This window comes from Paraburkholderia sp. BL18I3N2, assembly GCF_003001875.1.
GTDB classification, from domain to species: domain Bacteria; phylum Pseudomonadota; class Gammaproteobacteria; order Burkholderiales; family Burkholderiaceae; genus Paraburkholderia; species Paraburkholderia phytofirmans.
The window spans coordinates 224,083-243,446 of record NZ_PVNC01000009.1 but is presented as its reverse complement, the minus strand read 5'-3'; the positions used below and the strand labels follow the sequence as shown (position 1 = coordinate 243,446).

The following is a 19,364-nucleotide window of genomic DNA, read 5'->3' as shown; positions in this document are numbered from 1 at the left end:
GCAACTCGTCAGCCGAGATCGACCGGCACGAAGATCTGCGCGTTGTCGCGCTGGATCAGCAACGCGATGCTGTTGCCGGCACCGGCGATCATCTGCTTCAGTTGATCGACGCTGGAAATGGGCCGGCCGTTGACCGCGAGAATCACGTCGCCCGGCTGGATGCCGGCGCTTTCCGCCGCGCCGCCCGATTGCTGCACCAGCAGACCGTGCGAGACCGACGCGCCGCTCTTCTCTTCCGGCGTCAGCGGCCGCACCGCGACGCCGAGCCGGCCTTGCAACTGGGTTGGCTGATCGGCCTTGTCCGAGGCGACCTTCGCATCCGACAGCGAGCCGATGGTCACCTTCAGGTCCTTGGTGGTCTTGTCGCGCCAGACCTGCACGGTCGCCGAAGTACCCGGCGCCAGGCCCGCGACCTGCGCCGGCAGATCGGCCGAGTCACCAACAGGTTCGCCGTTCACCGACAGGATCACGTCGCCTGGCTGCAAACCGCCCTTAGCCGCCGGGCCGCCCGGATCGACCGAGCTGACCAGCGCGCCTTGCGGCTTCTGCATGCCGAACGAATTGGCGAGCGTCTGGTTCATGCCCTGCACCGCCACGCCGAGACGGCCGCGGCTCACGTGGCCGGTCTTGACGATGTCGTCCTTGACCTTGATCGCCTCATTGATCGGGATGGCGAACGAAAGGCCCTGGAAGCCACCCGTCTGCGAATAGATCATCGAGTTGATACCGATCACTTCGCCTTGCAGATTGAACAGCGGCCCCCCCGAATTGCCCGGGTTCACCGGCACGTCGGTCTGAATGAACGGCGTGTAGTTCTCATTAGGCAGCGAGCGCGACTTCGCGCTGATGATGCCCGAGGTCACCGTGTTGTCGAAACCGTAAGGCGAGCCGATCGCGACGACCCACTGGCCCACCTTGCTCTGGCGCGGATCGCCGATCTTCACGGTCGGCAGATTGCTCGCGTCGATCTTCAGCACGGCGACGTCGGACTGCTTGTCGGCGCCGACCACCTTCGCCTTGAATTCGCGCTTGTCGGTCAGCCTCACGGTGACGACATTCGCGCCGTCCACCACGTGCGCGTTGGTCAGGATGTAGCCGTCATTGCTGACGATGAATCCCGAGCCCAGGCTCGCGCTCGGCTGATCGGGCGCATCGCCGCCGTCACCGCCGCCTTGCATGCCGGGCATGCCGCCGAAGAAATGCTTGTAGAACTGGTAGAACGGATCGCTCGGATCGATCGGCAACTGATTGCCGCCGTTGCCATTGCCGGGATTGCCGCGCAGCGCCGCCTGCTTGACGACGTGCTTCGCGCTGATGTTCACCACGGCCGGGCCGTAGGTTTCGACGAGGCCCGAGAAGTCGGGAATGCCGGTTTTGGCGGCGGCTTCAGCGGGCATCATCGCGGCTTGCGCCGGCGAGATGACCTGCGGCGCGGGCACGTCGCGATGCCCCGCTACATAGCCGGCGGAAAGCGCTACCGCGACAGCGATTGCAACAGCGCTGCGGGACAAGGTTTTCGCGTTCATCGTGTACTCCTGACTGGGAGAAAGAGACTTTGGATGTCTCGAAGCGTACGGGGCATCGCTTAAAAGAGTCTTAAGCAGCGACAGATCCGCTTCCATCCAGTTATTTAGGCCTGTTTAAGCCTTGTTTAAGTCTCTTTACGAACAGAAAGCCTTGCCTTCAAAAGCGCACGCTGACCTGCAAGCCACCCGCGGGTGATTCGTCGAGCGATACGGCAGCATGATGCTGCACGGCGATGCGGCGCACGATCGCCAGACCCAGGCCGCTGCCCGCCACGTCGGTGCGAGCGCGATTCGCGCCAGCGCCCGCGCGATAGAAACGATCGAACACGCGATCGCGTTCGGCCGGTTCGATCCCCGGTCCGCTGTCGGAGATCCGCACGACCGGGTGTCCTTCTTCGACATGCAGGCTGACGTCCACACGTCCGCCGCGCGGCGTGTATTTGGTTGCGTTATCCACGAGGTTGTTGAACATCACGCGCAGCGCGTCGGCGTCGCCGATCACGGTGGCGGATTCCGTTGCCTCGATGCCGAGATCGACGCCACGATCGAGCGCAAGCGGCGCGTAAGCCACCACGCACTCCTGCAGCAGCGCGCGCAGATCGATCGCGTCGGTGGCGGCGAGGCCGTCCGGTTCGGAACGCGCGAGCGCCAGCAGTTGTTCGGCAAGACGTGTAGCGCGCGTCACACCGGCTTGCAGATCGGCGAGCGCTTCGCTGCGGCCGCTGTCGTCTTTCGCGCGCGCCACCAGTTGCGCCTGAATCTGCACGGCGGCGAGCGGCGTGCGCAATTCATGCGCGGCGTCGGCGACAAATGCTTTCTGAATGTCGAGCGCGGTCGCGAGCCGTTCGAGCAGTCCGTTCAGCGCGCGCACGAGCGGCTGCACTTCGAGCGGCAGGCGTTGGTCCGGCAAGGGATCGAGCGCCTCGGGATGACGCGCGTCGAGCGCGCTGGTCACGCGCCGCAATGGCCTGAGTCCGCGTCCGATGATCACCCATACCGCGAGCCCGAGCAACGGCAGCAGCACGATCAACGGCCACAGCGTACGCAACGCGACATTCGCGGCGAGCCGGTTGCGCACGGAAACCGGCTGCGCAAGCTGCACCACGTTATCGCCGACGATCGCGCCATACACGCGCCACTCTCCGCGGTCCGTGTGCTCGGTCGAAAAGCCGAGTTCGGCACGCGGCGCGAGCGGCGCACGCGGACGCGAGTAGTACATCAGCACGCCGTTGCGATTCCATATCTGCAGCACGATGCCTTCGTCGCCGGTGTCGCGCGAACCGAGCACTTGCGAGAACGGTTCCGACGGCAGCGCCGCGGCTATCTGCTCCAACTGGTAATCGAAAAGTTCGTTGGCTTCGGCAAGCGCTTGCCGGTAGATCAGCCAACCCGCGATGCCGACGCCGAGCAGCACCAGCGCCAGCAGCCAGACCAGCAATTGACGGCGAATCGAACGCATCGGCTCAGGCGTCCTTTGCGATCATGTAGCCCAGACCGCGCACGTTGCGGATCAGCTCCGCGCCGAGTTTCTTGCGCAGCGCGTGAATGTAGACCTCGACGGTATTGCTGCCGATCTCCTCGCCCCAGCCGTACATTTTTTCTTCGAGCTGGCTCTTCGAGAGCACGGCGCCAGGACGCGCGAGCAGCGCCTCGAGCAGCGCGAATTCACGCGCCGACAACGCGACCGGCGCGCCGTCGAGCGTGACCTGATGCGAGGCCGGATCGAGCGTCAGGTTGCCGTGCCGGATGGTCGAATCGCTGCGTCCGGACTGACGCCGGATCAGTGCGCGCATGCGGGCGCCGAGTTCGTCGAGATCGAAGGGTTTGACGAGATAGTCGTCGGCGCCGGCGTCGAGGCCTTTGACACGATCCGCCACGGCGTCGCGCGCGGTCACGATCAGCACCGGCAGCGCGTGGCCGCGCGTGCGCAGCGTGCGCAGCACGTCGAGGCCGTCGCGTTTGGGCAGGCCCAGGTCGAGCAACACGAGATCGTAAGGCTGGCTGCCTGCCGCGCTGAGCGCCGCTTCGCCGTCTTCCACCCAGTCGACCGCAAAGCCTTCGCCGCGCAACGCCTTGCGCACGCCTTCGGCAATCATCCGGTCGTCTTCGACTAGCAAGATGCGCATGGTTATCCGTTCCGAATCGTTCGATGATGCCGCATTCTAGCGCCCGCTCCCCGCATGCGCGCCGCGTGGCGCATTTTCCACCGCAGCCTGGCGGCAACTCTCTACAATGGGCGCTTTGCTTCGCGCGGCCGATGTTTTCGTCCGCGCGCCAACGCGATCCATCGGCGCCGCCCTGAATCGCCGCGTGCCCCACGCCCTGACATTCTGCTTTTTCGCCCGTCCATGACGCACGCATTTCTGGTTTCTCTTGCACGCCGCATCGCATATGTACGTCATGTCGCGCTGCGTGCGCGATCCGCTTCTGCTTCCGCTTCCGCGTCTGCCGCTACAAGCACGTTCACTGCTTTGTCCGCTGACGCGGCTTGCGCCGCTTCGACCACGGCCACCGCTTCCACCATGCATCTGCCGCGCCGGTTCGCGCCGCGCGCCATGGCCTGGCTGCTCGCCTGCGCCGCGCTTGGCGGCGGCGCATCGCTGCCGCTCGCCGCGCAGGCTCGCGTCAAGGCCACGCGTCCGAGCGTCAACGTCACCACCGTCTTGCCGCAATCGGTGATGCTCGGCTTGCAGCGCGCGCACGTGCCCTTGTCGTCGATCAGCGTGGTCGTGGAGAAAGTCGGCGACCGCACGCCGATCCTCGCGCTGAACGCCGGCAAGCCGATGATGCCCGCCTCGACGATGAAACTCGTCACCACCTACTCAGGCCTGTCGATACTCGGCCCCGACTACCGGTGGCGCACCAGCGCCTACGCGGACGGCACCATCGACGCCAACGGCGTGCTGCACGGCAACCTCTACATCCAGGGCACGGGCGATCCGAAGCTCGTGCCGGAAGAACTGATCGACCTCGTGCAGAAGATCCATAAGGCGGGCATCAACGGTATCGACGGCGCACTGGTGCTCGACAAGCGCTACTTCGATCCGTCCACGCGCGACCTGCCGCCGTTCGACGACGACGCCACCGCGCCGTACAACGTCGGTCCCGATCCGCTGCTGTATGCATTCAAATCGCTGTCGTTCACGCTGACGCCGTCGCCCGACGGCAGCGTGGCGATCGACGTGCTGCCCGCGCTTGCGCAGTTGCAGATCGACAACCAGATGCACGCGGTGAACGGCCCGTGCCGCGGCGACGCGGCCTCGGTGTCGCCCACCGTTACGCCGCAGCCGAACGGCACCGTCGTGGCCTCGTTCAGCGGCGACTATTCGATGCGCTGTGGACCGCGCACGATCAACGTCGCGGTACTCGATCACTCGGCGTTCTTCGCGGGCGGTTTTCTCGCGCTATGGCAGCAAACCGGCGGCACGTTCAGCGGCGCGACGCGCGAAGGCGCGGTGCCCGTCGGCGCCAAACTGGTGGCGACACACCAGGGGCCGGTGCTGTCCGACATCGTTCGCGACATCAACAAGTTCAGCAACAACACGATGGCGCGCAACCTCTTCCTGACGATCGGCGCCGCCGAGGAAAAAGGGCCCGCGACGACCGCCAAATCAGCACGCGCAATCCAGGCGTTTCTGCGCCGCGACAGTGTCGATATGGAATACCTGACGCTCGATAACGGCTCGGGCCTGTCGCGCGACGAGCATGTCACCGCGCTCTCGCTCGCTGATCTACTGCAGCGAGCCAACGCAAGTCCGGTCGCGCAGGTGTTCGTGGAGTCGCTGCCGATCGCGGGCGTCGACGGCACCATGCGCAACCGCTTGACCAACCAGGGCGCGGGCGGCAATGCGCACATCAAGACGGGCACCTTGCGCGACGTTCGGGCAATTGCGGGCTACGTGGCCTCAGCGGACGGTAACAGTTACGTGGTGGTCAGCCTGATCAACGATCCGCATTCGGAAGCCGCGCGCGCCGCGCACGACGCGCTGCTCGAATGGGTGTATCAAGGACCGTCGCAGGGCTTCACCAAGGTGTCCGATCCGGTCGTCGAACCACGCAGCATCAAGCCCAGGAAAAACCCGCACAAGCGTGGCGCTCACTGAGTATTCCTTCTAGCGAAGCCGCGGGCGGCGATGTGCTCAAGCGTGTACGCTGTCGGGCAGTGTTTGAGGCGCGCGTAATACGCTGAACGTGGCGCCGGGCCCGTGCATCGTCTACGGTCCCGCTCGAACAAAAACGACAACATCCGCCGCGCACAGCGCGGCGGCCAGGGACCACGGAGGAAGACACGATGCAATTCGATGCCGAATTGCTGCTGCTCGCCATGGCGCCAGTCTTTCTCGCATGCATCGGCTGGGAGGCGTGGCACCTGCGGCGCACGCGGCCGGGCGCGCAACTCTATAGCTGGCGCGACACGCTCTGCAACGCCGCGCTCGCATTGATGCACCAAGCCGCCGACAAGCTCGCGTGGCTCGCCATCATTCCGGTCTACGCGTTCTTCTACGACCACTATCGCATCTACACATGGCAGGCGAGCTGGGTCTCGTTCGTCGTGCTGTTCATCGCGCAGGATCTGCTCTACTACGTGTTCCATCGTTGCAGTCATCGCGTGCGCTGGCTGTGGGCCGCGCATGTCGTGCATCACTCGTCGGAGCGCATGAATTTTTCGACCGCGTTCCGCCAGAGCCTGATGTATCCGATCGCCGGCATGTGGCTGTTCTGGACGCCGCTTGCCGTGCTCGGTTTTCCGCCGAAGCAGATCGTCGCGATCGTGCTGATCAATCTCGGCTTTCAGTTTTTCGTGCATACGCAGGCCATCGGCAAACTCGGCTGGCTCGAATACGTGTTCAATACGCCGTCGATCCATCGCGTGCATCACGCGCGCAACGACCGCTATATCGACCGCAACTATGCCGGCGTGCTGGTGATCTGGGATCGCCTGTTCGGCAGCCATGTCGAGGAAGATCCGCGCGATGCGCCGGTCTACGGCATCGTCGAACCGCTTCACACTTACAACCCGCTGAAAGCGACGTTTCACGAATGGGCGTCGATGGCCGTCGACTTCGCGAGCGTGCGCGGCTGGCGCAGCAAACTGCGCGCGCTGTTTGCGCCGCCCGCGTGGGCGGCGGATTATCATGCGCGGCGCGCTGCCGGTTCAGCGGGAGCGCGCATGGATTCAGGTGAAAATCCGGGCGAGGCAATGCGCGTGAAGCAAGACCATACGGCTGCGTTTCAAACACCACGCAGGCCGTAGAAGATTCTGTAAGCTGTCGTCACGCCGCCTAAGCGGCGGGCGCTGCCTGCAACACATGGCATAAGGGCCACACATACGAGGAGATGTCGTCAACATGAAGCAAACAGCATCGCGGAAACAACATTGGCTGCGTGTCACGCAGATCGCCATGGCCAGCACGGCATTCGCTCTGCTCGCGGCTTGCGGCGGGGGTAGCGACAATAACAACAACGCGAGCAGCACGCCTGCAGGCGGAGTCAAATTGCAGGTCGTGTCGTTCGGCGACAGCTTGTCGGATGTCGGCACGTACTCGCCGGTAATTCAGGGGAGCTTCGGCGGCGGCCGCTTCACGACGAACCCGGGTGAAGTATGGACCCAGAAGGTCGCGGAGTACTACGGCGACACGTTGACGCCGGCATACCTCGGCGGCTTTGGCCAGCCGCTGGTTGCAACGGGTGGCTTGGGCTACGCGCAAGGCGGCTCGGACGTGGTCAACGCCCAAGGCCAGGGTTGGGCGCCCAACAACATGGCCGCGACGACCGTGCCGGTCGTGACGCAGGTGGCCAACTACCTGGGCGCGCATACGAGCTTCAACGCGAACCAACTCGTGCTGATCAATGGCGGCGCGAACGACATCTTCCAGTTCGCGGGGACCACCGCGAATCTGACGGCGCTCGGCGCCGCGCTACAGACGCAGTACCCGCTGCTCGTGCAGGCCGGCAAGCTGCCGAACTCGCAGGCAGGTCAGGTGGCGTTTATCGTCGGCTACCTGCAGCAGCTGGCCAACCCGCAGATCGCGCAGGCCGCCACGCAGCTGGCCGCGCAAGTCCAGAAAATCGTCAGCTCGGGCGCGACTCACGTGGTGGTGTCGACGGTGCCGGACATCGGCAACACGCCGCTCGGTGTCGCCGCCAACGCGAGTACGCCCGGCTCGGCTGCACTGCTGTCCGGCATTACCGCAGCGTATAACTATCTGCTGGTGCAGAACCTGACGGCCCTCGGCCTCGTGGGTACGGGCAAGGTCATCGTGGCCGACGCGTTCACGTGGATCGATCAGCAATTGCCGAACTACAAGGCGCTGGGCTTCACCGTGTCGAACACCGGCACGGCGTGTAACCTGACGTCGATGCAGACCAACGCAACCGCATACGCCACCGCTAATCCGAGCGCAACGAACGGACTGACGCCGGCTCAGTACGGCGCCCAGTTCGGCTCGTCGCTGTTCTGCTCGCCGCAGACTTATACGGTGGCTGGCGCCGACCAGACCTACATGTTCGCGGACACGGTGCACCCGAGCACGCATTTGCACGCGTTGTTCGCGCAGTACGTGCAGCAGCAGATCGCCGCGACGGGGTTGGGGAAATAATCAGGCAAGACGTTGCAGGCAAAACGGCGGATCGAGGCTCGATCCGCCGCTTTTCTTTGCCGCGGTGAACGGGAGTTCCGGCGGCTGATGCAGCCGGCACTACCCCTGTGCTTCGAACGCAGCGGCCGCCCGGCCAAGCCGGTCATTGACCGCGATCCACTCGATCGTATCCGGCAGCTTTTCGATCAGAATCCGCGTCACGTTCGCGCGATCCAGCGCCCGCAGCAAACCGTACAGTTCGCGCGCGTAGACATGCGGATCTTCAGGCGCGGCGATGAAATGCACGCCTTCGGTGTCGGCCCAATGTCCGGCTCGCGACGCACGCGCCACCAGCGCCACGCGCTCGTCCGCTTGCCGGGCGGCAAGCAAAGGCTCCAGCGCGACGAAAGGCAACAGCGCCAACGGCGTGCGCGGCGCGTAATGCGCCTTCAACGTGCCCGAAGCCCGCGGCGCAGTCGCGTCCGAGCCGTCCGGCAAGCGCGGCGCCTCACCGAGCACGTCGGCGATATCTTGCGGTGTCACGCGCCCCGGCCTCAACAACGCCGGAAAGCCACGTGATAAATCCAGAATGGTCGATTCGATACCTACATCCGACGCGCCGCCGTCCAGCACATGAATCGCGCCGCCGAACTCGTCGCGCACATGTTGCGCCGTGGTCGGGCTCACATGTCCGAACCGGTTCGCCGACGGCGCCGCAACACCGCCGTGTCCGCCGCGCAGCGCATTGAACGCATCGAGCAACGCTTGCGCAACTGGATGCGACGGGCAGCGCAATCCCACCGAATCCTGGCCGCCGCTCACCGCCGCCGGAATACGTGCGGCGCGCTTCAGGATCAGCGTGAGAGGGCCCGGCCAGAACTCGTCGATCAACCGCTGCGCTTCTGCAGGCAAATGCTCGACCCAGTAGTTCGGGTCGCCCTGCGGCGCGAGATGCACGATTACCGGATGATTCGCCGGCCTGCCCTTCGCTGCGTAAATGCGAGCGACCGCGTCGGGACTCTCGGCATCGCCGCCAAGACCGTAGACCGTCTCCGTGGGAAACGCGACCAGATCGCCCGCGTCGAGCAGCTCCGCCGCGTGTTCGATCTGCTCGGCGCTCACCGGCAATGCGCCTTCGGCGTGTTTCTCTTGATCCGGCATGGTGCTCGTGTCAGCTCGTGATGATGTGCAGAAGCCGCGCGCAATCGCGGCCGGCCGTGCGCGCTTCTTCGAGCGTGGCCGCCGTGAAGTTGACGTGACCCATCTTGCGGCCACACCGTGCCTCTTCCTTGCCGTACAGATGCAGACGGGCTGCCGGCATGGCGGCGACTTCGTGCCACGGCGGCGTGATCGCCGCGCGCTTCGGACCGTCCGGGAACCACACATCGCCGAGAATGTTCAGCATGACAGCGGGCGAATGCTGGCGCGTGTCGCCTAGCGGCATGCCGGTCATGGCGCGCACCTGCTGTTCGAACTGGCTGGTCGCGCAGGCATCGACCGTGTAGTGGCCGGAATTGTGCGGGCGCGGCGCCATTTCATTGGCTACCAGCGAACCGTCTTCGAGAATGAAGAACTCGACGCACAGCACGCCCACGTAACCGAGCTTGTCGGCGATTTGCAGCGCAGCCTGTTGGGCCTGCTGGACGAGCGTGGCGCTCGCATCCGGTGCCGGGACGATGGTGTGCGACAGCACGCCGTCACGATGCGTGTTTTGCGCAAGCGGATAAACCACCGACGCGCCGCTCGCCGCCCGCGCGATCAGCGCGGACACTTCGAACTTCAGCGGCAAACGCTTTTCCAGCACGCACGGCACGCCGGCGAGCGAAGCATGCGCCTCGCGCACTTCCTCGGCGTTGCGCACGCGAATCTGGCCTTTGCCGTCGTAGCCCATGCGGGCGGTCTTGAGAATGCCCGGCAGCACGGCTTCGAGCTTCGCGTCGTCGAGCGCGGCCAGCGCGTCCGACGATTCGATCACCACGTGCGGCGCGACCGTCACGCCCGACGACGCGATGAAGCGTTTCTCGGCAATACGGTCCTGAGCCACGGCGACGCAGCGCCCAGCCGGGCTCACGAATGTAGTCCGCGCGAGGAAGTCGAGGCTCGCGGCCGGCACGTTCTCGAATTCGGTCGACACCGCCGCGCACAGCCGCGCGAGTTCGGTCAGCGACGTTTCGTCGTCGTAAGCCGCGCGCAAATGGCGATCGGCGACGGCGCCCGCCGGACTGTTTTCGTCCGGATCGAGCACGGCGACGCGGTAGCCCATGGCCTGAGCGGCAAAACAGAACATGCGGCCGAGCTGGCCGCCACCGACCATGCCAAGCCATGCGCCGGGCAGAATCGGTGAAACCGGTGTGTTGTCTGGGTTCATCTTAGTGGTCGGTCGCGGCCGGGTGCTGTGTGCAATGCGTGCAATGCGATGGCAGGCACCCGGCCGGGGGTCGGACAGGGGACGTCTTCAAGCAATCAGTCTGGGCGCTTACAGCGCCGGCAACACCATGGCGTGGGCCGCTTCGTTCTGGCGCACGCGGAACGCAGCCAGCTTCTGCGCATACTCGTCGCTCGTGCCGCTCAGGAGCGACACCGCGAACAGCGCCGCGTTCGCCGCGCCTGCTTCGCCGATCGCAAACGTGGCAACCGGCACGCCCTTGGGCATCTGCACGATCGAATGCAGCGAATCGACGCCCTTCAGGTACTTGCTCGCCACCGGCACGCCGAGCACCGGCACCGTGGTCTTGGCGGCCAGCATGCCCGGCAGATGCGCCGCGCCGCCCGCACCGGCGATGATCGCGCGAATGCCGCGTTCGCGCGCGCTTTCAGCATAGGCGAACATTTCGTCGGGCATGCGGTGCGCGGACACGACCTTTGCTTCGTAGGGCACGCCGAATTCCTGCAGAATGGCCACGGCGTTCTTCATCACTTCCCAGTCGGAACTGGAGCCCATCAGCACGCCGATAACCGGCGCACCATGCGTATGGGCGGTTTGTGCTTCACTCATCTTACGGCTTCCTTGTTTCTTGAGAGCGCCTGCGGCCCGTCGCTTCGCGCCAGGCCTTTCGAGGGAATCTCCCAAGGAGACTTCCTGCGGGACGGAAAACTCGCCGAGGTGCGGCGTTCTGCTTAAAGCGCCTCCGAACCTGTCGCCTGGCAGCAACCGCGCGACGGGTGCGAAATCACGAGGCCGCTCCGCGCTTTCTCACGCGGCACGAATCCAACCGCTGCGCGCAATCAGGCGAGCTTATGTCCGGTCAGGCGTTCGAGCGCTTCCTGATACTTTTCGCCCGTCTTCGTAACCACGTCGTCCGGCAGCTTCGGCGCCGGCGGCTCTTTCTTCCACGGCTGGGTTTCGAGCCAGTCGCGCACGAACTGCTTGTCGAACGACGGCGGGTTGGTGCCGACCTGATACTGGTCGGCCGGCCAGAAGCGCGACGAATCCGCGGTCAGCGCCTCGTCCATCAGATACAGCTTGCCGTGATTGTCCAGGCCGAACTCGAACTTCGTATCCGCGATGATGATGCCGCGCGTGGCCGCGTAGTCAGCCGCTTCCTTGTACAGCTTGATCGAGATGTCGCGGATCGTAGCCGACAGTTCGGTGCCGATGCGGCGCTCCATCTCGTTGTAGGTGATGTTTTCGTCGTGATGGCCCATTTCGGCCTTGGCGGCCGGCGTGAAGATCGGCTCCGGCAGTTTCTGCGCGTTTTGCAGACCCGGCGGCAGTTCGACGCCGCACACCGAACCGGTTGCCTGGTAGTCTTTCCAGCCGCTGCCGGCCAGATAGCCGCGCACCACGGCTTCGACGAGGATCGGTTCCAGACGCTTCACGACGACCGCGCGGCCCTTGACCTGCTCGACCTCGTCGGCCGCCACCACGGATTCGGGCGCGACGCCCGTCAGGTGGTTCGGCACCACATGCTTCAGTTTCTCGAACCAGAAGTTCGCCATTTCGTTGAGCACGCGTCCCTTATTCGGAATCGGCTCGCCCATGATGACGTCGAACGCCGACAGACGGTCGGTCGTGACGATCAGCAACTGGTCGTTGCCCACCGCATAGTTGTCGCGGACTTTACCGCGGCCGAGCAACGGCAGCGAGCGGAGCGTGGATTCGTAGAGGGTAGACATCGTCGTGGTTCGCTAAAAGTGAGGCAAAAAGTGTGACCGGAACAAAAGGGAAACGCCGTTCCCCGGATGATGCGGGAACGGCGGTCTAACGACAACCTGGCCAATCGGCCAGGCGCGGAGCCTGTTGACAGCTTAGCGGACGACTTGCGAAAGTTCGCCTGCTTTGTACTTCTCCGCGATTTTATCAAGCGAAACCGGCTTGATCTTGCCAGCCTGGCCTTCGCAGCCGAATTGCGTGTAGCGCTCGATGCAGATCTTCATCGCCGCTTCGCGCGCCGGCTTGAGGTAATCGCGCGGATCGAACTTGCCCGGGTTGGTCGCCATGTAGCGGCGGATCGCGCCGGTGATGGCCAGTCGCAGGTCGGTGTCGATATTGACCTTGCGCACGCCGTTTTTGATGCCTTCCTGGATTTCCTCGACCGGCACGCCGTAGGTTTCCTTCATGTCGCCGCCGAACTCGCGGATTTCAGCCAGCAGTTCCTGCGGCACCGACGACGAACCGTGCATCACCAGATGGGTGTTCGGAATGCGCTGGTGGATTTCCTTGATGCGCTGGATCGACAGAATGTCGCCCGTGGGCTTCTTGCTGAACTTGTACGCGCCGTGCGACGTACCGATCGCAATGGCCAGCGCGTCGCACTGGGTCAGCTTGACGAAATCGGCAGCCTGCTCCGGGTCGGTCAACAACTGCTCGCGCGTCATCGTGCCTTCCGCGCCGTGGCCGTCTTCCTTGTCGCCCTTCATGGTTTCCAGCGAACCGAGCACGCCCAGTTCCGCTTCCACCGTGATGCCGATCGAGTGAGCCGCTTCCACGACCTTGCGCGACACGTCCACGTTGTACTCGTACGACGCGACCGTCTTGCCGTCGGCTTCGAGCGAACCGTCCATCATCACGCTGGTGAAACCGCTGCGGATCGCCGCCATGCAGACCGCCGGCGACTGGCCGTGATCCTGGTGCATCACGACCGGAATGTGCGGATACGACTCGACCGCGGCTTCGATCAGATGACGCAGGAACGCTTCGCCCGCGTACTTACGCGCGCCGGCCGACGCCTGCATGATGACCGGAGCGTTGACCTTGTCGGCCGCCGCCATGATCGCCTGAACCTGCTCCAGATTGTTCACGTTGAATGCCGGAAGACCGTAGCCGTTTTCAGCAGCGTGGTCCAGCAGTTGACGCATTGATACGAGAGGCATGCAATAACTCCATAGATTGAAACGAAATCTTGTGCCGTCGGCATCTTTTTTTGGGCGAGTTGGTCTCGGAGCAAGCTGCATACCCGTTCACACGGTCTCTAAAGCGCGGAGCGGTCCTTACCGCTCGACGCGCGATTGGAGCCCGTGCGCCGCCTCTCGCGGAGCATGGCAGCCTGCTTCGGCCAATCGAGTTTGTCGACCAGAGTCGGCGCCTTAGCCGTCGACTGGAGTTCGCGCTTTAGCGCGTTACTCCGATCCCATGCAAAGCACCCACTCCGGTCCGACGCAGAGCGTGCCGATCGAGCAGAGCGCATGTCGATCGGAGCCAGCGCTTCAGCACCGACACCGATCCCCACGCACCGCGCGCGCTCAATACGGTTCGCCGACCCGCACGATCTTCAGCGTATTCGTCCCGCCGGCCTGCCCCATCGGCTCGCCGACGGTCAGCACCACCATATCGCCGTGCGACGCGTAACCCTTGCTGACCACCGTCTCCAACGCCTGCTGCAACGCCGTGTCGCGATCAGTGTTGGTGTCCAGGTGCAGCGAAGTCACGTTGCGATACAACGCCATGGCCCGCTCGCTGCCGACTCGCGGCGTGAGCGCGAAAATCGGCACGTGGGTCCAGTGACGCGACATCCACAGCGCGGTCGAGCCGGATTCGGTCAACGCCACGATCGCCTTCGCGCCGAGATGGAACGCCGTGAACAGCGCACCCATCGCGATCGACTGGTCGATCCGCGTGAACGTGCGGTCGAGGAAATCCTTGTCCAGCTCCGACTGCTCCGACTTCTCGGCTTCGACACAGATCGCCGCCATGGTCTCGATGGTCTGCACCGGATACTTGCCCGCCGCCGATTCCGCCGACAGCATCACCGCGTCCGTGCCATCCAGCACGGCGTTGGCGACGTCCGACACTTCGGCGCGGGTCGGCACCGGCGCGTGGATCATCGACTCCATCATCTGCGTCGCGGTGATCACGAACTTGTTCGATTCGCGCGCCATACGGATCATCCGCTTTTGCAGCGCGGGGACTGCGGCATTCCCCACTTCCACGGCCAAGTCGCCGCGCGCGACCATGATGCCGTCGGAGGCGTCGAGAATGCCCTGCAACGCCGGAATGGCTTCCGCGCGCTCGATCTTGGCGATCATCTTCGGCTTGATGCCGAACGGCGCGCCGGCAATGTTCGCCAGCTGGCGGGCCATTTCCATGTCGGTGGCGTTCTTCGGGAACGATACCGCGACATAGTCCACGCCGAGCGACATGGCGGTGCGGATGTCTTCCATGTCCTTCGCGGTCAGCGCGGGCGCCGACAAGCCGCCGCCCTGGCGGTTGATGCCCTTGTTGTTCGACAGCTCGCCGCCGATCTTGACGACGGTGTGGATCTCGTTGCCGATCACGCGCGAAACGTTCAGCACGATCAGGCCGTCGTTGAGCAACAGCACGTCGCCCGGTTTCAGGTCGCGCGGCAGGTCCTTGTAGTCCAGACCGGCGCGCTGCTCGTTGCCGAGTTCGCAGTCGGCGTCGAGCACAAACGGCTCGCCGGCGACCAGCATGACCTTGCCGTTTTCAAATTTGCCGACCCGGATTTTCGGGCCTTGCAGGTCCGCCATGATGGCGACTTCGCGGCCGGCCTGACGCGCCGCCTCGCGCACGAATTCGGCGCGCTGGCGGTGGTCGTCGGCGGTGCCGTGCGAGAAATTGAGCCGCACCACGTCCAGCCCTGCCTGAATCATTTGCAGCAGGATTTCCGGCGTATTGGAAGCCGGGCCGATGGTGGCGACAATCTTGGTGGCGCGATGCATGAGTCTCCTCGTCTGGGTGAGATCGCTGGAAAGAGCGCTGCGAGTCGGATGCGGAGGCTGCGCACCGAAGGATGCTGCCGGGGGCTGCGCGCCGGTTGAAACCAGCGTCGCTTTATTGAGTGAAGCGGTGTTCGAGACCAGCACGGGGGGTGCCGGTTGAGGGGCGAGTTCTTCGTCGGGGAGTTCTGCGGATGGCGCGGTGGTTTGCACAGCATCTGCGCTGGACAATTCCGCTGCCTCACTGGCAGTGGTCAACTCCGCAAGCGCGAGGGACGCCCCGGATTCTTCTTGCTGATGTTCGGCGCTAACTGGGCCGGTCGCGAATTCAAGCGCGGGATCGGCTGCTGCCGGAGTGGCGGCGGAGCGCGCCGCGCGCTCCCCTGCCGATGCTGCTGCGATGTTGCGCGGCTTGCCGCCGCGCGCTTTTGCAGACTTTGCCGTTGGGGAGCGCGTCGTCACGTTAAGCCCGCGATTCCAGAACTTCGACGGCGGGCAGCTTCTTGCCTTCGAGGAACTCGAGGAAGGCGCCGCCGCCCGTCGAGATATAGCTGACCTTGTCGTGGATGCCGTACTTGGCGATCGCCGCGAGCGTATCGCCGCCGCCGGCAATCGAGAACGCCGACGACTTGGCGATCGCATCCGCCAGCGTCCTGGTGCCGTTGCCGAACTGGTCGAATTCGAACACGCCGACCGGACCATTCCACACGATCGTGCCGGCTTTTTCCAGTTGCGCTGCGAGCACCTTGGCCGTTTCCGGTCCGATGTCGAGGATCATGTCGTCGTCTTGAACGTCGGCGACGGCCTTGATTTCGGCCTTGGCGGTCGGCGAAAACTCTTTGGCTGTGACCACGTCGGTCGGGATCGGCACCGAGGCGCCGCGTGCTTTCGCGGCGTCGATGATGGCTTTGGCTTCGTTCACCAGATCGGCCTCGGCGAGCGACTTGCCGATCTTCAGACCGGCAGCCAGCATGAAGGTGTTGGCGATGCCGCCGCCCACGATCAGCTGATCGACCTTGTCGGCCAGCGACTTCAGGATGGTCAGCTTGGTGGAAACCTTCGAGCCGGCGACGATCGCCACCAGCGGACGCTTCGGCGCGCCCAGCGCCTTGCCGAGCGCTTCGAGTTCGGCGGCCAGCAGCGGGCCGGCGCACGCCACAGGCGCGTATTTGGCGATACCATGCGTGGTGGCTTCAGCGCGGTGCGCGGTGCCGAACGCATCGTTCACGTAGATGTCGCAGAGCTTCGCCATTTTCTGCGCGAGCTCGTCGGAATCTTTCTTTTCGCCCTTGTTGACGCGGCAGTTTTCCAGCAGCACGACCGAGCCCGGCGCGACGTTCACGCCGTTTTCGACCCAGTTCGCCACCAGCGGCACGTCGCGGCCGAGCAGTTCGGCCAGACGCTTCGCGACCGGCGCCAGCGAATCTTCCGGCTTGAAATCGCCTTCGGTCGGACGGCCCAGGTGCGACGTGACCATCACGGCGGCGCCTGCATCGAGCGCGGCCTTGATGGCCGGCACGGAGGCGCGGATACGGGTGTCTTCGGTAATGTTGCCTTGATCGTCCTGCGGCACGTTCAGATCGGCGCGGATGAACACGCGTTTGCCGGATAGCTTGCCTTCGGCGATCAGATCGGAGAGACGCAATACCTTGTTCATGGGCGTGTGTGTGCGAGTTGATGGGAAGGCGGTGGCGGACGGCGCGCGGTACTCAAGCGCGGTGAACTCCAGCGCTCAGGCACGGCAGCGGCTCCACTGAATCGGGTGCCGGCGGCCAGGCCGCGGCCCGCGCGCCTTGCAGCAGCGCGCTTATCCCGGAAACAAGCATTTTAACTGATCCACACAGCCTCCTGACCCGCGACCGGGCGAATGTCCCGTATTTGGAGCAAACGGCACCTATGCCGCAACGCAGCATTTCCTGCCTCTTCAATTACATGAACAGGCGCAACAGCGTGAACACGACCATTCCGACGACAATCGTGCCGAGCATGGTGCGCCGCCACAAAAACCACGCGAGACCCGCCAATGTGGCGTAGAACTCATGGTTCGACGGCGCGAACGACAACCCGTCGGGCGTTGCCAGCACGTCCGGCAGGACCACGGCGGCAAGCGCCGCAGCCGGCGCATAACGCAGCATGCGCTGCACCCGCGCCGGCAAAACGGTGCGTTCGCCGCCGATTAGAAACATCGCGCGTGTCACGGCGGTGACCAAGGTCATGCCGAAAATGGCCAGCCAGATCTGCGTGGATGTCATCGGGAATCTCCGGCGCTGTTACGGATGCGGCGCAAGTCGGCGCGCTCGACCATCAGGTCGGCGGCGCTGCCGGCGATGATTGCCGCGATCACCGCGAGCGGCAGCGCGAGCCGGTACGGCAGATCGAACGCGAGCAGCGACACCACACCGGCGATGCCGACCGCCACCAGCGTGGAGCGCGTCGCGATCGCCGAGATCATGATGGGCAGCAAGGCCAGCGTACCCGCCAGCGCGAGACCCCAGTTATCGGGAATCAGGCTCGCCAGCAGAATCCCGGCGATCGACGACACCTGCCACGACAGCCAGCTGCAGATCGCCATGCCCCAGTAGTACGCCTCTTTGCCCGGCACATAGCCCGTCGGGAAGCTCTTCTTCTGGAACAGCAGATAGATCACGTCGCCGTTGAAGTAGCCGAGCACGATGCGCCGCCACATCGGCAGATACGAAAAATGCGGCGCGAGTCCGACGCTGAAGATCACGAAACGCGTATTGACCATCGCCGCCGTGAGCAGCACGGTCCAGATCGGCAGCTTGGCTGCGAGCAGAGGCAGCACCGCCAGTTGCGACGAGCCCGCGTAGCACAGCAGCGACATGGTGAGCGACTGCGGCAACGTGAGCACCGATTTGCTCATGGCGATGCCGGTGACGAGCCCCCAGGAGAAAATCGCCATCAGGGTGGGCGAATAGTCGCGCGCGCCTTCGCGGAAGGCACGGCGATTGGTATCTGACAGGCGAGCGAGCATGGGGGCGAAACGCGGGCGCCCAAGGGCGCTGCAACGATGGGAAGTCGGCGCCAGGTCGTCAAGCACCCGCTGGCGCATCCGGATATGAATTATGCGTGCGCTGGATTATAGCGTCGGGAATGCGGCCAAATGCCCGTTCCGTGTGCAAAAGACGTTAAAATGCGGGTCCTGGCTATACCTGACTTAGCTACGCCTAACAACGCACCCGCTGGAGAATCGTATGTCAATGGCCGACCGCGACGGCAAGATCTGGATGGATGGCAAGCTCATCGACTGGCGCGATGCCAAGATCCACGTGCTCACCCACACGCTGCATTACGGCATGGGCGTCTTCGAAGGCGTACGCGCCTACAAGACGGCCGACGGCGGCACCGCGATTTTCCGTCTGCAGGAACACACCAAGCGCCTGCTGAACTCGGCCAAGATCTTCCAGATGGACGTGCCGTTCGACCATGAAACGCTTGCCGCCGCGCAATGCGAAGTGGTCCGCGAAAACAAGCTCGAGTCCTGCTACTTGCGCCCGATTATCTGGGTCGGTTCGGAAAAGCTCGGCGTATCGGCCAAGGGCAACACCATCCACGTGGCGATCGCCGCCTGGCCGTGGGGCGCTTACCTCGGTGAAGACGGCATTGCCAAGGGCATCCGCGTGAAGACTTCGTCGTTCACGCGCCATCACGTGAACGTGTCGATGGTCCGCGCCAAGGCGTCGGGCTGGTACGTGAACTCGATCCTCGCCAACCAGGAAGCCATCGCCGACGGTTACGACGAAGCACTGCTGCTCGACGTGGACGGCTACGTGTCGGAAGGCTCGGGCGAGAACTTCTTCCTCGTGAACAACGGCAAGCTGTACACGCCTGACCTGTCGTCGTGCCTCGACGGCATCACGCGTGACACGGTCATCACGCTGGCGCGCGACGCGGGCATCCAGGTGATCGAAAAGCGCATCACGCGCGACGAGGTTTATACCTGCGACGAAGCGTTCTTCACCGGCACCGCCGCCGAAGTCACGCCGATCCGCGAACTCGACAACCGCACGATCGGCTCGGGCGCACGCGGCCCGATCACCGAGAAGCTGCAGTCGGGCTTCTTCGATATCGTGAACGGCAAGAGCGACAAGTACGCGAACTGGCTGACCAAGATCTAACGCGC

16 protein-coding genes are annotated in these 19,364 nt (G+C 64.4%); 4 read left to right on the top strand and 12 right to left on the bottom strand.

What is annotated here, in order from left to right; translation table 11 throughout:
- Positions 1 to 8: 8 nt before the first annotated feature.
- From B0G75_RS24090 to B0G75_RS24080, 3 genes are all read right to left on the bottom strand, one after another.
- Positions 9 to 1,526 (bottom strand): DegQ family serine endoprotease, encoded by a 1,518-nt coding sequence (locus B0G75_RS24090; RefSeq protein WP_106311333.1) that lies wholly within the window; start codon positions 1,524 to 1,526, stop codon positions 9 to 11.
- A 157-nt stretch (positions 1,527 to 1,683) separates the two neighbouring features.
- On the bottom strand, positions 1,684 to 2,985 hold the full coding sequence (locus B0G75_RS24085) for an ATP-binding protein (RefSeq protein ID WP_106311331.1): 1,302 nt from the start codon (positions 2,983 to 2,985) through the stop codon (positions 1,684 to 1,686).
- Positions 2,986 to 2,989: 4 nt separating this feature from the next.
- Entirely contained in the window at positions 2,990 to 3,652 is a 663-nt protein-coding gene (locus B0G75_RS24080) for a response regulator (RefSeq protein ID WP_106311328.1), read from the bottom strand.
- A gap of 222 nt (positions 3,653 to 3,874) precedes the next feature.
- Here B0G75_RS24080 and dacB point away from each other — a divergent pair, with 222 nt between their 5' ends.
- The 3 genes from dacB to B0G75_RS24065 all read left to right on the top strand — a co-directional run bounded on the left by dacB (position 3,875) and on the right by B0G75_RS24065 (position 8,125).
- Complete coding sequence (dacB, locus tag B0G75_RS24075; RefSeq protein ID WP_106311400.1) at positions 3,875 to 5,629, top strand: D-alanyl-D-alanine carboxypeptidase/D-alanyl-D-alanine-endopeptidase; 1,755 nt, start codon at positions 3,875 to 3,877, stop codon at positions 5,627 to 5,629.
- 188 nt (positions 5,630 to 5,817) lie between these two features.
- Complete coding sequence (locus B0G75_RS24070) at positions 5,818 to 6,780, top strand: sterol desaturase family protein (RefSeq protein WP_106311325.1); 963 nt, start codon at positions 5,818 to 5,820, stop codon at positions 6,778 to 6,780.
- Between the two features lie 94 nt (positions 6,781 to 6,874).
- Entirely contained in the window at positions 6,875 to 8,125 is a 1,251-nt protein-coding gene (locus tag B0G75_RS24065; protein WP_106311322.1) for an SGNH/GDSL hydrolase family protein, read from the top strand.
- A 99-nt stretch (positions 8,126 to 8,224) separates the two neighbouring features.
- Here the strand turns inward: B0G75_RS24065 and B0G75_RS24060 are convergent, their stop codons facing one another.
- The 9 genes from B0G75_RS24060 to B0G75_RS24020 form a co-directional block, all read right to left on the bottom strand.
- On the bottom strand, positions 8,225 to 9,265 hold the full coding sequence (locus B0G75_RS24060; protein WP_106311319.1) for an L-threonylcarbamoyladenylate synthase: 1,041 nt from the start codon (positions 9,263 to 9,265) through the stop codon (positions 8,225 to 8,227).
- Between the two features lie 10 nt (positions 9,266 to 9,275).
- Positions 9,276 to 10,472, bottom strand: coding sequence for a 5-(carboxyamino)imidazole ribonucleotide synthase (locus B0G75_RS24055; protein ID WP_106311316.1), 1,197 nt, complete (start codon positions 10,470 to 10,472; stop codon positions 9,276 to 9,278).
- Between the two features lie 108 nt (positions 10,473 to 10,580).
- Complete coding sequence (gene purE, locus B0G75_RS24050; protein WP_106284085.1) at positions 10,581 to 11,099, bottom strand: 5-(carboxyamino)imidazole ribonucleotide mutase; 519 nt, start codon at positions 11,097 to 11,099, stop codon at positions 10,581 to 10,583.
- 230 nt (positions 11,100 to 11,329) lie between these two features.
- On the bottom strand, positions 11,330 to 12,220 hold the full coding sequence (locus B0G75_RS24045; RefSeq protein WP_012434235.1) for a phosphoribosylaminoimidazolesuccinocarboxamide synthase: 891 nt from the start codon (positions 12,218 to 12,220) through the stop codon (positions 11,330 to 11,332).
- Positions 12,221 to 12,352: 132 nt separating this feature from the next.
- On the bottom strand, positions 12,353 to 13,417 hold the full coding sequence (fba, locus tag B0G75_RS24040; RefSeq protein ID WP_106311313.1) for a class II fructose-bisphosphate aldolase: 1,065 nt from the start codon (positions 13,415 to 13,417) through the stop codon (positions 12,353 to 12,355).
- A 369-nt stretch (positions 13,418 to 13,786) separates the two neighbouring features.
- On the bottom strand, positions 13,787 to 15,223 hold the full coding sequence (gene pyk / locus B0G75_RS24035; RefSeq protein WP_106311310.1) for a pyruvate kinase: 1,437 nt from the start codon (positions 15,221 to 15,223) through the stop codon (positions 13,787 to 13,789).
- A gap of 460 nt (positions 15,224 to 15,683) precedes the next feature.
- Positions 15,684 to 16,877 carry a phosphoglycerate kinase gene (locus B0G75_RS24030; protein WP_106311307.1) on the bottom strand — a complete coding sequence of 398 codons (1,194 nt, stop codon included), beginning with the start codon at positions 16,875 to 16,877 and terminating at the stop codon, positions 15,684 to 15,686.
- A 271-nt stretch (positions 16,878 to 17,148) separates the two neighbouring features.
- Positions 17,149 to 17,472 carry an AzlD domain-containing protein gene (locus B0G75_RS24025; protein WP_106311304.1) on the bottom strand — a complete coding sequence of 108 codons (324 nt, stop codon included), beginning with the start codon at positions 17,470 to 17,472 and terminating at the stop codon, positions 17,149 to 17,151.
- Positions 17,469 to 18,215, bottom strand: a complete 747-nt coding sequence (locus B0G75_RS24020; protein WP_106311301.1) for an AzlC family ABC transporter permease — start codon at positions 18,213 to 18,215, stop codon at positions 17,469 to 17,471. The genes B0G75_RS24025 and B0G75_RS24020 overlap by 4 nt, the downstream gene beginning before the upstream one ends.
- Positions 18,216 to 18,435: 220 nt before the next feature.
- Between B0G75_RS24020 and B0G75_RS24015 the strand changes: the two genes are divergently transcribed.
- Positions 18,436 to 19,359, top strand: a complete 924-nt coding sequence (locus tag B0G75_RS24015) for a branched-chain amino acid transaminase (RefSeq protein WP_012434241.1) — start codon at positions 18,436 to 18,438, stop codon at positions 19,357 to 19,359.
- The last annotated feature ends 5 nt before the right edge of the window (positions 19,360 to 19,364 follow it).